The organism is Hyphomonas sp. UBA3195, from assembly GCF_002366485.1.
Lineage (GTDB): Bacteria > Pseudomonadota > Alphaproteobacteria > Caulobacterales > Hyphomonadaceae > Hyphomonas.
On record NZ_DEXB01000045.1, the window covers coordinates 66166 to 79695 of the forward strand.

13 protein-coding genes and 1 tRNA gene are annotated in these 13530 nt (G+C 59.1%); 3 read left to right on the forward strand and 11 right to left on the reverse strand.

The genetic code is table 11. The features are described from left to right. Positions 1–86: 86 nt before the first annotated feature. Together B2344_RS13505 and B2344_RS13510 are read right to left on the reverse strand one after the other, a co-directional pair. Positions 87–488, reverse strand: a complete 402-nt coding sequence (locus B2344_RS13505; RefSeq protein ID WP_290482975.1) for a hypothetical protein — start codon at positions 486–488, stop codon at positions 87–89. Positions 489–672: 184 nt separating this feature from the next. Next, positions 673–748, reverse strand: a tRNA-Lys gene (locus tag B2344_RS13510). Positions 749–846: 98 nt separating this feature from the next. Here B2344_RS13510 and B2344_RS13515 point away from each other — a divergent pair. Further along, a complete protein-coding gene (locus tag B2344_RS13515; RefSeq protein WP_290485392.1) occupies positions 847–1620 on the forward strand; it encodes a hypothetical protein in 774 nt (257 codons plus the stop codon). Here the strand turns inward: B2344_RS13515 and tgt are convergent. The 4 genes from tgt to B2344_RS13535 all read right to left on the reverse strand — a co-directional run bounded on the left by tgt (position 1526) and on the right by B2344_RS13535 (position 5181). Further along, entirely contained in the window at positions 1526–2668 is a 1143-nt protein-coding gene (gene tgt / locus B2344_RS13520) for a tRNA guanosine(34) transglycosylase Tgt (RefSeq protein ID WP_290485393.1), read from the reverse strand. The two genes, B2344_RS13515 and tgt, sit on opposite strands and share 95 nt — an antisense overlap. A 45-nt stretch (positions 2669–2713) precedes the next feature. Then, on the reverse strand, positions 2714–3706 hold the full coding sequence (locus tag B2344_RS13525; RefSeq protein WP_290483179.1) for an amidohydrolase family protein: 993 nt from the start codon (positions 3704–3706) through the stop codon (positions 2714–2716). A 97-nt stretch (positions 3707–3803) separates the two neighbouring features. Further along, positions 3804–4691, reverse strand: a complete 888-nt coding sequence (locus B2344_RS13530; protein ID WP_051607668.1) for a division plane positioning ATPase MipZ — start codon at positions 4689–4691, stop codon at positions 3804–3806. Positions 4692–4731: 40 nt separating this feature from the next. Then, positions 4732–5181 (reverse strand): hypothetical protein, encoded by a 450-nt coding sequence (locus tag B2344_RS13535; protein WP_206993000.1) that lies wholly within the window; start codon positions 5179–5181, stop codon positions 4732–4734. A gap of 101 nt (positions 5182–5282) precedes the next feature. On the opposite strand from B2344_RS13535, the gene panC reads away from it, so the two are divergent. Further along, the gene (panC, locus tag B2344_RS13540) at positions 5283–6152 is read left to right on the forward strand and encodes a pantoate--beta-alanine ligase (RefSeq protein WP_290485394.1); all 870 of its coding nucleotides are present in this window, start codon (positions 5283–5285) and stop codon (positions 6150–6152) included. Here the strand turns inward: panC and hisC are convergent. From hisC to xylB, 4 genes are all read right to left on the reverse strand, one after another. Continuing rightward, positions 6136–7224 (reverse strand): histidinol-phosphate transaminase, encoded by a 1089-nt coding sequence (gene hisC, locus B2344_RS13545; protein ID WP_290483178.1) that lies wholly within the window; start codon positions 7222–7224, stop codon positions 6136–6138. The two genes, panC and hisC, sit on opposite strands and share 17 nt — an antisense overlap. Before the next feature lie 52 nt (positions 7225–7276). After that, entirely contained in the window at positions 7277–8320 is a 1044-nt protein-coding gene (locus B2344_RS13550) for a LacI family DNA-binding transcriptional regulator (RefSeq protein ID WP_206992997.1), read from the reverse strand. Positions 8321–8493: 173 nt separating this feature from the next. Beyond that, positions 8494–9840, reverse strand: coding sequence for a xylose isomerase (xylA, locus tag B2344_RS13555; RefSeq protein WP_206992996.1), 1347 nt, complete (start codon positions 9838–9840; stop codon positions 8494–8496). Positions 9841–9853: 13 nt separating this feature from the next. Continuing rightward, complete coding sequence (gene xylB / locus B2344_RS13560; protein WP_290479166.1) at positions 9854–11299, reverse strand: xylulokinase; 1446 nt, start codon at positions 11297–11299, stop codon at positions 9854–9856. 224 nt (positions 11300–11523) lie between these two features. Here xylB and B2344_RS13565 point away from each other — a divergent pair, with 224 nt between their 5' ends. Beyond that, positions 11524–12411 (forward strand): aldose 1-epimerase, encoded by an 888-nt coding sequence (locus B2344_RS13565; RefSeq protein ID WP_290485395.1) that lies wholly within the window; start codon positions 11524–11526, stop codon positions 12409–12411. An 11-nt stretch (positions 12412–12422) separates the two neighbouring features. Here the strand turns inward: B2344_RS13565 and B2344_RS13570 are convergent, their stop codons facing one another. Continuing rightward, on the reverse strand, positions 12423–13472 hold the full coding sequence (locus B2344_RS13570) for a LacI family DNA-binding transcriptional regulator (RefSeq protein WP_206992993.1): 1050 nt from the start codon (positions 13470–13472) through the stop codon (positions 12423–12425). Positions 13473–13530: the final 58 nt, after the last annotated feature.

The window sequence follows — 13530 nt, forward strand, 5'->3', positions numbered from 1 at the left end:
CCCAGCGTCCGGAGCTTTGCTCCATCCGCCAGGACCCGATAGAAAAACCGGACGGGTTTTACCCCAGTCCGGCTCTTTTTGCTGTTTTACTGTTTGGTCTCCACCCCCGGATCGTTCTGGGAATAGGCGTCTTCGAGTTCGTGCGTGTCCGGGGACTGTTTCAACGCGCCCGCCTTTGTATCTTCGGCCCCTGTATCAGCATTAAGCGTCTCGGGTGCATTTGGATGACGCCCATCACGCGGCATCAGAACCGGGTTCTTGCCCTCATCTAGGCGTTGGGCACGTTCTGCGGCGGTACCGGGTGCGTCTGGGCGGTCCTTCTGACCGTCATCCCGCAAGAATCCGTGCTCGCCGTCCTGCGGCTGGTCGTCCGTGCTGCGGTAGCCAGCCTGATTCGTATCCTCGCGGCCGGGGGTCTCGCCATCACCTCGCTGCTGGCTGAGGTCGTTCTGGCGCTGGGTATCGATATCTGTTTCTTGCTTGTTCATGATGAGTCTCCTTTCGAAAAACCAACGGGCGACAAGCGCGAGATGTTCCGAGGAGAAGTGGCCGGCGGGGTTAAATCGGGGTAACTGGAAAGGCGCAGATATCTCGGCTTCACCTCAATCATTCTATTCCGATTTTCGCTTCACAGGATCGAAAATTTTTGACTTCGTCAAAAAAGGAAAAGAATGGTGTGCCCTACAGGGTTCGAACCTGTGACCTACTGATTAAAAGTCAGTTGCTCTACCAGCTGAGCTAAGGGCACGCCGGAACGCGCGATTTAGGCGACCAGAACCGAGCGGTCAACCGCCTCTTGCATTGTATGGCTTGAAGTCGCCACAATTTTCGCATCACCCTCGCCGCATGAGACGTATATTCCCCCTTTTCCTTACACTTGCAGCAGTTGGCGCATGCGCCAGCCAACCTGCCCCGACAACACAAAAAACCGCATCGACCGGCAACCTGACCGAAAATGTCAGCGACGCGGCCGGCAGCGCCTATACCCAGACACGGAACGGCCTGTCGGATGCAGCTCTGTCGCCATTGGAAGACTTCAACCTGCGCCGAGAAGAAATCCCTCCCATTCTCAAAGGGGTACAGAGCCCCTACGAGCTTCCAGAGAAAATGAGTTGCGAGGAAATCGAACAGCGATTGGCTGACCTTGATGCCGTGCTTGGCCCTGACTGGGATACGCCGGTTCCGGATGAACGCCTTCGCACCGAGAAACTGGCGGATTCAGCCGCCGATGCGACGCTTGGCGCAATCGCCTCCGAAGCCCGCGGCCTGATTCCGTTCCGGGGTATCGTTCGCAAAGCTACAGGCGCGGAAAGCCACGAGAAGAAGTATAATCTCGCCTACAAGATCGGTGCGCAACGACGGGCATATCTGAAAGGCATGGGTCTCGCCATGGATTGCCCCCTGCCCGCTCGTCCGGATTTCGCCGCAGAGCGCGACCCAACGGCGGTCACTTTCAAGGGCGATGCGCCGACTGTGCCGAATTCAGGCGCGTATGACGCCTATCAACAAAAGCAACTCGACAATCTTACCCCTGTTGGTCCTTCGGAGCCGACCTCGTCGACGCCCACGCCGTCTGAAGTCGATGACGCAGGGCTTCAAACCGTCCCTCCGCAATACTGAGTCGTATCTCGGCCATGAGCGCCTGGAAGAAAGCCGTATTGTGCCAGCTGAGCAGCATGGGCCCGAGATACTCACCCGCCTTGAAAAGGTGGTGATAATAGGCGCGTGAATAGTCCTGACTGGCCTTGCAGTTTACTGCCTCGTCGAGCGGTGAAGTGTCTTCTGCGAACCGCGCATTCTTGACGTTCACCGGCCCGTCCCAGGTCCAGGCCTGACCGTGGCGACCGGACCGCGTGGGCAGGACGCAGTCGAACATATCGACGCCACGCGCGACGCTTTCCACCAGATCGATCGGCTTGCCGACGCCCATTACATAGCGTGGCAAATGGCCCGGCAGGTGCGGCACGGTCATGTCGATGGTGGCGCACATCTGGTCATGTCCCTCGCCGACAGCGAGCCCGCCTAGCGCGATGCCCCCAAAACCCTGAGAGACCACGCCCTTGGCAGATTTCTCGCGCAGATCGACGAAATTGGAGCCCTGCACGATGCCAAACAGGGTCTGGCCGTCGCGGTCGCCAAAGGCGTCCAGGCTCCGCTGACCCCAGTCGAGCGACAGGTCGAGGCTCCGCTCGGCCTCTGCGTGCGAACAGGGATAATCGGTGCATTCGTCCAGCTGCATGGAGATGTCGGCGCCGAGCAGATCCGCCTGGATCTCGATGCTGCGCGCGGGCGTCAGCCTATGCGTGGAGCCGTCAATATGGCTCTGGAAGGTCACACCATCGGCATCCATCTTGCGCAATTGCGCGAGCGACCAGACCTGAAAGCCGCCACTGTCGGTCAGCATCGGGCCGTCCCAGTGCGCAAAGCTATGCAGGCCGCCGAGACGCTTCACGCGCTCTGCGCCGGGCCGCAGCATCAGATGATAGGTGTTGCCGAGGATGATATCCGCCCCGGCCTCCTTTACCTGGTCCATATAGAGCGCCTTGACCGTGCCGGCCGTGCCCACAGGCATGAAGGCCGGCGTGCGGATTTCGCCGCGCGGTGTCTTGAGCGTGCCCGTACGGGCCTTGCCCTCGGTCGCCTTGATCTCGAATGGAAATGTCGTCATGGGCCGAGGCCTATAAAGTCAATGCAGGCCTCTGCCTAGGCGTGGCTACAGCCGGTAGATGCGCCGCGCGGTTTCCGTGAACAGCGCGCGTTGCTCCACTTCGGAGTATTTGGCGGCGATCTTCTTCAAGCCATTCCACAGGACCGGGTAGCTGATGGACCAGCGATCCACCGGGAAGTTGCTCTCGAACATGCAGCGGGCTGCACCGAAACAGTCGATCATGTGATCGTAATAGCGCTGTTGGGCCAGCACGAATTCGTCCGAGGTCGGCGGCGTTTCGCGCTCATGCCAGCCCCAGCCATTGTCTGGCATGGCAAGCCCACCCAGTTTCGCCACCACGTTCGGGCAATGGGACAGGTCGGCCATGTCGTCCCGCCACTGCTCGAATATCTCTTCGCGCTTGTCGGCATAGGGGCCGATACCGATGGGCGTCCCGAAATGGTCGAGCACCATGGTCGTATTCGGCACCGCCTTCACCAGGTCGAGATAGTCCCGGTTCTGGTGGTGATAATGCCATGTGTCATAGGAAAGGTCGTGCTCGCCCAGCAATTGCACGCCCCGGCGAAAATCTTCATCCGCATAGAGACGCTCAGGCGCCCGGCCTGGAATGCGCAACGTAGCGCCGCTCGTATCACGTGAGCCCGCATGACGGATGCCACGGAACAGGCCGTTGGCAGCGTCCCTGTGAGCGTCGAGCACGTCCTCCAGATGCGGCCCCCGAAGGTCGGCATGCCCGACGATCCCTGCGATATAGGGACCGCCCTTCGCCTTCATTTCGGCTGCAGCGGCGGCCACGAACTCGGTCTCGCCGACGGGTTTGAGATGATCCGGTCCATCCTCGCGATAGGCCGCACCGCACTCCATGAACACGGTCTGGACAACATTGTGCCCGCTGGTCAGGTCAGCGAGGAATTCCGGCACATGGTAGTACATGTCCGCCTGGGGCCAGAGATGGTGGTGCGGATCGATGATCTCGCGATCAGGATCGACAATATCTTCCTGAACCTGCGCCAGCCAGCCGCTATTGTTGAACACCATCTGCGCTTCCTCCTGTTTTTAGGAGGAGTGTGAGCCCCTGAAACGCGAAAAGCCAGCCCCCGAGGCTGGCCTTTCATAAAATCCATTTCCCAACAGATCAGAATTCGATTTCGGCGCCGACCAGCTCTGGTAGCTGCATGATGATCAGCAAATCGCGCATCTCCTGACGGGCGGCAACATGGCTCATGGTGAAGGAGATATTGGAGCCCTTCTCCGTGAGATCCAGCAGGGTCAGACCGGCCGGGAACAGTTCGCGATAAATCACGCGCTCAGAGAGGCCTGGCGCAAGGCGGAAACCGATCCGCTTGGACAGGTTGGTCAGCGCTTCGCCGACGCGCTCCTTGTTACGTGCCGCCAGAGGCGACATGCGGTTGCGCATCACGATCCAGTCAATCGGACGGCGCGACGTCTGGGCCTTCTTCTTGCGACAGGACCAGACCATTTCTGAGTAGAAGCTCGGGCGCAATACTTCGAGCGTCTGCGGGTTCACATCGCCCAACAGGTCGAAATCGACGAAACTGTCATTCAGCGGCGTGATCAGCGTGTCTGCGTTCACATGCGCAAGACGCGAGAGATAGGTGTCACCGCCAGGACCATCGATGATGATGAAATCGCAGGCTTTCTTGAGGCGCGCCACGCTGCTGAGAAAACGCTGAGTCTCCTCGGATTCAGCCTTGTCGAGATCGCGCTCTGTCGAAGCATCCACGCGCACGATCTCCGGCATCGGAAGTTTCGCACCGGTGGATTGCATCCAGCGGAGACGATTTTCGAGATATCGGGTGAGGCTGCGCTGACGCACATCAAGATCGATAACCCCAACCTTCTTGCCCATCCGCATCAGAGCGACGGACAAGTGCATGGAGACCGTCGACTTGCCCGCTCCACCCTTTTCATTGCCCACGACAATGACGCGGGCCTCGCGCTGCTGCGCTGACAGGTCCGGGCCGCTAACCGTTTCAAGCGGGGCGAATCCATCAGCGGGCATTACGGGCGACTCCTTCAGAGGTATTTCAGTTCGTTAGGGCTCAGGCGACGTGAGACATCTCGGCGCCAGCAGACTTGCTGCTGGAAACCACGTCCATGAAGAGATCAGCGTCTTCAGCCGGTACGTCACCATAATGCGCAGCCATCGGCTCCCCATCGAACAGGACATCGTCCGACGTGATTGGACCAAAGGCAGCCTGCAAGGGCAGCTCGGCGCTGACGGGGGCATGTGCCGCAATGTCAGTGAGCAATGCGCGAAGGCTGGAAAGCGTATTTGAGACACGTCCGAAGTCGCGGGAATAAAGCGTTGCCGCTTCGGTTACCGGGCTACCGTCGCGATCAAACATCCATTCGTCGACCGCATTCGGGTTCAGATATTCGCGGATCGGCTCTGGAACAGCCGTTTCAGCGAGTCTGGACTTGCCTGCTGCCAGTCGGAGACCGATAGAAAGCGCGAAGGTTTTTAGCGGAGCGAGAATGCGATGTGTCATGAGTTTGAAATTCCTCCGAATGGGTTAACAACGCGTTTACGAAATCCTTTGGCGGGACGTTTTAAACAATCCTCATACGGGAAGTTTTCATAGTGAATTCCATGACAGGTAAGTTAACGGAGGCCGTCCACTCGCGAGCCGAGCTGCAACAACAGATTCGAGCATGGCGCCAAGCCGGTGAAACTATTGGATTTGTTCCCACAATGGGCGCCCTTCACGGGGGGCACCTTTCCCTTGTGCAGAAGGCACGCACCAAAGTGACAAAAGTGGTCGCGAGCATCTTCGTAAACCCCACACAATTCGCACCCGGCGAGGATTTCGACACATATCCGCGCGACGAATCGGCCGATCGGGCCAAACTCGATTCGGCGGGATGCGATCTCGTCTACCTGCCTACGGTCGAGGAAATGTATCCGGAGGGCACCCGCACCAATGTCCGCGTCGAGCAGATGTCAGACCTGCTGGACGGGATCTACCGTCCGCACTTCTTCTATGGCGTCGCGACCGTGGTGGCTCGCCTCTTCCTGCACGTCCAGCCGGATGTCGCCGTGTTCGGGGAGAAGGATTACCAGCAGCTCCAGATCATCCGGCGCATGGTGAAAGACCTCGGCTTTCCAATCGAAATTCTTGGTGGCGAAACCACGCGGGATGGTGATGGGCTCGCGCAATCTTCGCGCAATCTCTACCTCTCGCCCGAACAGCGCCGCGCAGCCGGGGCGATGCAGGCCGCTTTGCACCGGGCCTCGGTCCGCCTGTCGCTGGGTGCGACGCCGTCAGACGTGCTGGAAGAAGCCCGGCGCCTGATCATGGCGTCCGGATTCACGGAGATGAACTATGTCAGCCTCGTCGACCCAGCCTCCCTGGAAGACCTGCCCGACGCGCCCCTGTCATCTGGCACGGTTGCGCGGCTGCTCGGCGCGGCATGGCTCGGAAAGACGCGCCTGATCGACAATATCAGCGTGACGCGGTGAACTCTTTCAGCGCGTCCAGGACCGCCTGATTGTCGTCGGTCGAGCCGACTGTAATCCGCAATCGTTCCGGCAGGCCGTAGCCCCCAACAGCGCGGACAAGGATGTTGCGCGCCTTGAGGAAGTCGTTCGCCGCCGCAGCGCGCTCTGAGGAGCCGAACTCCGGCAGCACGAAGTTCGCGTCGCTGTGCGGGGTCGGAAGGCCCATCGCATTCAAGGCTGCGGTCATGCGGGCGCGCCAGTCGGTATTATGGTCCCGGCTTTTCGTCAGGAAGTCGGTATCCTGAATGCTGGCCATGCCGGCTGCCACAGCGAGACCATTCACGTTGAAGGGGCCGCGAATACGCTGATAGGTCTCAGCGATCTCGGCAGGCATGTACCCCCAGCCAAGACGCAAGGCCGCAAGCCCATGAATCTTGGAGAAGGTCCGCATCATCACCGTATTGGCTTTCCGGTCCACGAGGTCCCGAATTTGCGCTTCATATTCCGGGCCGACATATTCGGCATAGGCACCGTCGACGACGAACAAGACATGCGGCAGGCTGTCCTGCAGCTGTTCCAGCGCCTCGACGGGCAGCATCGTGCCAGTCGGATTGTTCGGATTCGCGAGGAACAGGATTTTCGTCCGCTCCGAGACCGCGCCAAGGATGGCGTTGACGCCCGCGGTCAGATCGGTTTCCGGGACAGTCACTGGCGTTGCGCCGTGCGACAATGCCGAAACGCGATACATGGAAAAGGCGTGCTCGGTGAACAGGATTTCGTCGCCCGGTCCGGCATAGCTCTGGGTCAACAAGTGAATGATCTCGTCAGACCCCGCGGAAACCATCACACGGCTTGAATCGGCAATGCCGACCGCCTCGGCAATCGTCTCCCGCAGGGCACGATATTCCGGATCAGGGTAGACGTGCACATCGCCCGCCACCGCCTTCATCGCCTCAATGGCTTTCGGGCTGGGGCCGAACGGATTCTCGTTGGAGGCCAGCATGATGACGGAGCCACTCGCGCCAGCGAGCTTGCCGCCGGGCACATAGGGCTTGGTCTGGGCGATATGCGGAAGAGGCGTAATCTTGGTCATCGCCGCGCGACTTACACGAAAGCGGCTGACTGGGAAACTCGCGATTTGCGCGTCATGCGCGTGGCGCGGCAGTGGATTCCCGTAGCATCAACTTGTATTCGAGCAACTTGTGGCGGGGCGCATCGCCGGTAGGGGCAGCCTCTTCCAGCAACATGCTGACGGCCTCTGCAGCAAGTTCGCGACTTGGCTGGTAAATCGTCGTCAAGGACGGACTGATTGTCGTGGCCAGCGGCGTATCGTCGAAACCCACGACGGAAAGGTTGGCTGGTACATTCACCTGGCGGCGATACGCCGTCGCGAGCACACCGGCAGCCATGTCGTCATTACTCGCAAATATCGCGGTCGGACGGTCAGGCAATGACAAGAGTTTCTCAGAGCATGAGACACCGGAGTCAAACGCGAAATCACCATCCTCGATTAGATCAGGATCGAGGGAGATGCCCTCTTCTTCCAGTGCCTGCCGGTAACCGGCAAAACGCCGGACAGCCTGCGCATGAGAATCGGCCCCCTTGATGAAGCCGATCCGCCGATGGCCGAGTCCGATCAGATACTCCGTCATCTCTCGCGCAGCCGCAGCATCGTCGATGGCGACATCCTGACCATGTTCGACGTCTTCTGCGGGCGCAATTCGAACGAATGGAATACCGCGATTTTCGAGTTCAGAGATAAGGTTTTTATCGTCCGACAATGGCGGCGTCAGGATCGCTCCGGCCAGTTTGGTTTCAGCCCTCAGCGCAAGCAGCGATGTATGATTGTCGCTGCAATCCTCGGTGATAAGGCTATAACCATAGGCTTGGCAGCGTTGCAGGGCGCCCAACTGAACTTCACCAATATAGTTGCGTGATGGGTTCGCATAGAAAAGGCAAATGATGTGACTATGGCGAGCCCGCAGATTGCGCGCATTGTGATTGGTCCGATAGTTCAGCGTCTTGACGGCTTCGAGCACCTTCAAACGGGTCTCTTCGCGCACATTGGTCTCGCCATTCAGCACGCGACTGACCGTCTTGAAGGACACGCCTGCTTCGCGGGCAACATCAATGATGGTGGCAGGCCGGACATGTCCGGAAGTCCTATGCGCTTTTAGCCCGTCAGTCATCGCGGCTCCTCGGTTAGAACCCTTGTGAGCAAGCCAATCGCGCAGCAGAAATCCGCCGCCAGCTAGTTTGTCCGCTCATAGGGGTATGGCGGACAAACCTAGCTTCTTTTTCCCTACAGTGACAAGGCCTTGCCCGCGTTCATTACGCCCGGCAAGGCCTGCCGCTGTTCAGTTTATTTCAGGCTGCGGTTCACGAGGTTTTCCAGCATTTCCTGACGTCCGCTTGTATGGGACGGATTTACACCCGACTCGACGGCCTTGTTGGCGATGCTTTCGAGGCTCGCGCCTTCTGACAGCATCATCTTGCCGAGGTCGGAATTCTCCCAGCCAGCATAACGTTCCGTCTTGAGCTTGGCGATCTCGCCCTTTTCAAGGATGTCGGCCGCCGACAAAAGCGCACGGGCCAGCGCGTCGACGCCGCCGACATGGGCGTGGAACAGGTCATCGACCGTGCTTGACTGACGGCGCACCTTGGCATCGAAGTTGAAGCCGCCGGTGTCGAGGCCGCCGGATGGCAGTAATTCGATCAGCGCCAGCGTAATGTCGCGGATGTCGAGATTGAACTGGTCGGTATCCCAGCCATTCTGGTAGTTGCCGCAATTGATATCGATCGAGCCCATGATGCCGAGCGAGACAGCCGTGGCGATCTCATGGGCGAAACTGTGTCCTGCCAGTGTGGCGTGGTTCGGCTCAATATTGACCTGGACTTCATCTTCAAGGCCGAAGCGCTTCAGGAAGCCATAGACGGTCGCGGAGTCGAAATCATACTGGTGATACATCGGCTCGTGCGGCTTCGGCTCGATCAGGATTTTTCCTTCGAAGCCGATCTTGTGCTTGTGATCGACGACCATTGCGAGGAAGCGACCGAAATTGCCGAGTTCGCGGTCGAGATCAGTATTCAGCAGGGTGTCATAGCCTTCGCGGCCACCCCAGAGCACATAATTCTCGCCGCCAAGCGCCTGCGTCACCTCCATACAGTCGCGGATCTGGCGGACCGCAACCGCGGCGACTTCGGGGTTCGGATTGGTCAGGCCACCGGCGCCGAAGCGTGGATTGCTGAACAGGTTGGCGGTGCCCCAGAGCAGCTTGATGCCGGTCGCTTCCTGATAGGCTGCGAGACGGTCGGCCTGGCGCTTGAGATTGTTCGACAGATCGTCCGGTGTCGGAGAGTCTTCAGTGACATCCACGTCGTGGAAGCAATAGTAAGGCAGGCCGAGCTTGCTGAAGAATTCGAAAGCTGCGGCCATCTTCGCGTCAGCTGCGGCGCGGTCATTGGCGGCACCGTGCCAAGGACGGTTAAACGTGCCACCGCCAAAGACGTCAAAGCCATCCCAGCAGAAGGTATGCCAATAGCAAACAGCCATGCGCAGATGGTCTTCCATCCGCTTGCCCATGACCATTTGGTCCTTGTTGTAATAACGATAAGCCAGCGGGTTGTCGCTGTCTGGTCCCTCAAACTTGATTGGGTCGATGCCCTTGAAGACGGGTTCGCCGCCTACATTGATCTGTCCATCAGCCATGTCTTTACTCTCCTCAGAAGGCATCTTTCAGTATACGGTACAGTGTACCGAATTTCTCGTATTTCGGGGCCAGCCGGTCGCGGTCGCTTTCTTTTGGCTCAACAATCTGCAGCACTTCGGGTGCTTCGAACATTTCCTCGACTGAACCGCCCATGCTGGCGTAGCGAGCCAGGCGCGCAGCGCCATAGGCCGGGCCAGTGGCCGCGCCGTCGCGGTAAACCATCGGGCGGTCCAGCACAGCAGACAGGATACGCCCCCAATAAGTGGATTGTGCGCCGCCGCCGATAACTGAGATCGAATGTACGTCCACACCCGATTCCACAAGGGCGCGGAAACCATCCGCCATACCGAAGGCGACTCCCTCAAGCACGGCTTGGCCGATCTGCGCAGACCCGGAATCATGGGTCAGACCGAACAGGACACCCGACGCATGGGGATTGTTATGAGGTGTGCGCTCGCCAGACAGATAGGGGAGGAATTGCTCAGACCCGGCTAGGCCTGCCTCTGTCTGGGCGAGCTTCACAAGCTCTCCTGCGTCGGATGTCCCGGTCAGTTTGACGGCCCAGTCGAGGCAGCTCGCTGCACTCAACATGACCGACATCAGGTGCCACCGATCCGGCAAAGCATGACAGAATGCATGCGCCGCAGAATCGGGATTTGAGCGGAACGTATTCCCCGCCACGAAAATCACGCCGGACGTACCGAGCGACAGCAGCGCTTCACCCTCATCGATCACGCCAACACCCGCCGCTCCGGCCGCATTGTCGCCGCCGCCAGCAACCACCGGCACGCGGTCCATGCCCCATGCTTCAGCCGCTTCCTGGCGAAGCACACCGGTCACTTCATGGCCTTCATAGAGCTTTGGCATATGGTCGATCGTGAGACCGCAAGCGGCAAGCAATTCCTCTGACCAGGTCCGCGCCTCGACATCCATCCAGAGCGTGCCCGAGGAATCCGACATGTCGGAGGCGAGATCGCCAGTCATCCGAAGGCGGACATAATCCTTGGGAAGGAGTACCTTGTGCACTTTCTCGAATGCACCTGGCTCATGCCGGCGCACCCATTCGAGTTTCGGCGCGGTAAAACCAGGCATGACAAGATTACCGCCCTTGGATACAAAGGCTGGTGTACTCTTTTGAAGGTCGCGGCACTCTTCAAAGCTGCGCCCGTCGTTCCAGAGGATCGCCGGCCGAATCGGAGCAAGAGATTCATCCAGAAGCGTCGCACCGTGCATCTGTCCGGACAGGCCGACAGCCTTCACCCGATGACGGCGGTTCACGTCCAGCTTGGCGACGGCCATGTTCGTGGCGGTCCACCAATCAGATGGATTCTGTTCAGACCAGAGGGGTTTGGGACGCGAAATCGGAAGTTCCGCCTGGCTGACTTCAACCTGGCGTCCTGCCTCATCAATCAGCGCTGCCTTCACGCTGGATGTGCCTATGTCGATCCCTAGAAACACGTTCCGAATGTCCTCCCTGGCAGCCCGTCTGAGTGCGGCTGTCCACTAAATGATACCGCTATCATTTCAGCTTTGCCATCGCAAGAGCGGAATATCAACTTGCCGAGACGCAGCAGATCCGCCTCTGTCGCAGCGTCAAGTACCGGTGAAAAGACCGATCCTACTTTCCATGTTAGCGTTAGCATGCTTTTTAGCCAACACTTGCGGATAAGGGAGACCGGGGTTTGGCCGATTCAACAGCGCTGTCGCGCCTCATACTCGAAACCAAAGCCATGAAGCTGACCTTGCTGCCCGACCTTGGCGGCAGTGTGGGCGGCTTGACCTACATGGCCCAGGACATTCTGCGTCCATTTGCGCGCACTGCGGATGAAAGCCCGCTACAGACTGCGGGCTTCCCCCTTTTTCCGTTCTCGGGCCGAATTTCCGAAGGCCGTTTTGCGTGGAATGACCGTGATGTGTCTCTCGCACCGAACTTCCTTCCAGAACCGCACGCCATTCACGGCCAGGCCTGGCACGCGGCCTGGCAGGTTGCAGAGCATGGCAGCAATCATGCACGACTGGTGTTTGACTACAGGCCCGAAGATTGGCCGTGGGCCTATCGCGCGGAGCAGGACTTCAGGCTGCGGGATGACGGTCTGGACCTGATGCTTCGCCTGACCAATCACGGGGACGACTCCATGCCCGCGGGGCTTGGCTGGCACCCCTATTTTCCCCGTCTGGATGCGCGCGTGAAAGTACCGGTCGACCGGATCTGGATGTCGGATGAGGGCATGATCCCCGACAGGCTGGTTATGCCAGCCGCTGGTGCCGATCTGTCAGACTGGCGTATGGTTGATGAGCTCGACCTCGACAATGCCTTCACCGTGTCAGACCGGATAAGTTGTATCGAATGGCCAAGCCGGAACCTGCGCGTAGAAATGGTCTCGGACGCAGAGCTTGGTCACATGGTGATCTACACGCCGAAGCAAGAGGAGTTCTTCTGCGTTGAACCCGTAAGCCACGCTCCCGACGCGGTGAACAGCCAGCATCCGGCCGAACTGACAGGGCTGCATAGCCTCGAGCCCGGCGAAACGCTGTCGGCTCAGATAAGCCTGACCATTCGCGAGATCTAAGGCGTCTGGCTTCAGACTTTGATGACCGAATCCCGCTCAATGATCGCAACATCCAGAATCGGATTCAGCTCGCCCAGCTCGGCTTCGTGGTCCGAAATAAACGCAGCAAGCAAATCGACGGACTGATAGCCCATTTCTGCAATTGGCTGGCGCACAGTAGTCAGCTGCGGCCAGATCGCGCTGGCGATGGGCGTGTCATCATATCCGACCACGGAAATGTCTTCCGGCACGCGCTTACCATGACGGAAAGCCGACGCGATCACGCCGGCGGCCATGTCATCATTGCTGGCAAAGATGGCCGTAGGCTGGTCGGCGAGATCCAGCATCCTGTCGGCCGCCTCCATGCCGCTGCGATACGTAAACCGACCGCGCCGGACGAGATTTGGATCAATGTCGAGGCCGTGTTCCTTCATCGCCAGCTGGAACCCGCTATAGCGGCGATGTGACGATATCTGATCTTCGGCGCCGATCACAAAGCCGATCCGAGTATGGCCACGTGCGATCAGATATTCCGTCATGCGCTTGGCTGCGGCTTCGTCGTCGATCGCGAGGCTTGTTCCGGATTTCGGCGGAGTTTTTGGGGCAATAAGGACGCAAGGAATGCCCGCCTCCTCCAGCCTGGATAGCAGGAGGTCATCTTCGCTGAGCGGGGGAACGACGAGAATGCCGTCCAGACCGGCGCCGCTGACGCGGCCCACAAGCTCATCTACATCGGAAGGGTCTTGGTATGAGGAGAAATCCTCAAGCACCAGATGGTGCCCCGCTTCCCGGCAGCGGTTCATCGCACCGATGAGCAGTTCACTGAGATAGGAGTTGCTGGGGTTGTTGAAAATCATTCCGATGAACAGGGAGCTCCCACCCGCAAGGCTACGTGCGAGTAAGTTCGGTCGGTACTTCAGTTCGCGGATGGCATCTTCAACACGCGCCCGGGTAGTTTCACGCACGACATCCCGGCGATTGAGCACACGCGAGACCGTCATCTGTGAAACGCCAGCGAGTTCGGCGACCTCCTTGATGGTCGCGTGCTGGCGACGTCCCGACTTTGTAATTTTTTCGGACATACTTGTTCTTCTTATCCCGTGAGCAGGGTTTCCGTCCTGCTTTTCATTCTATGTCTTG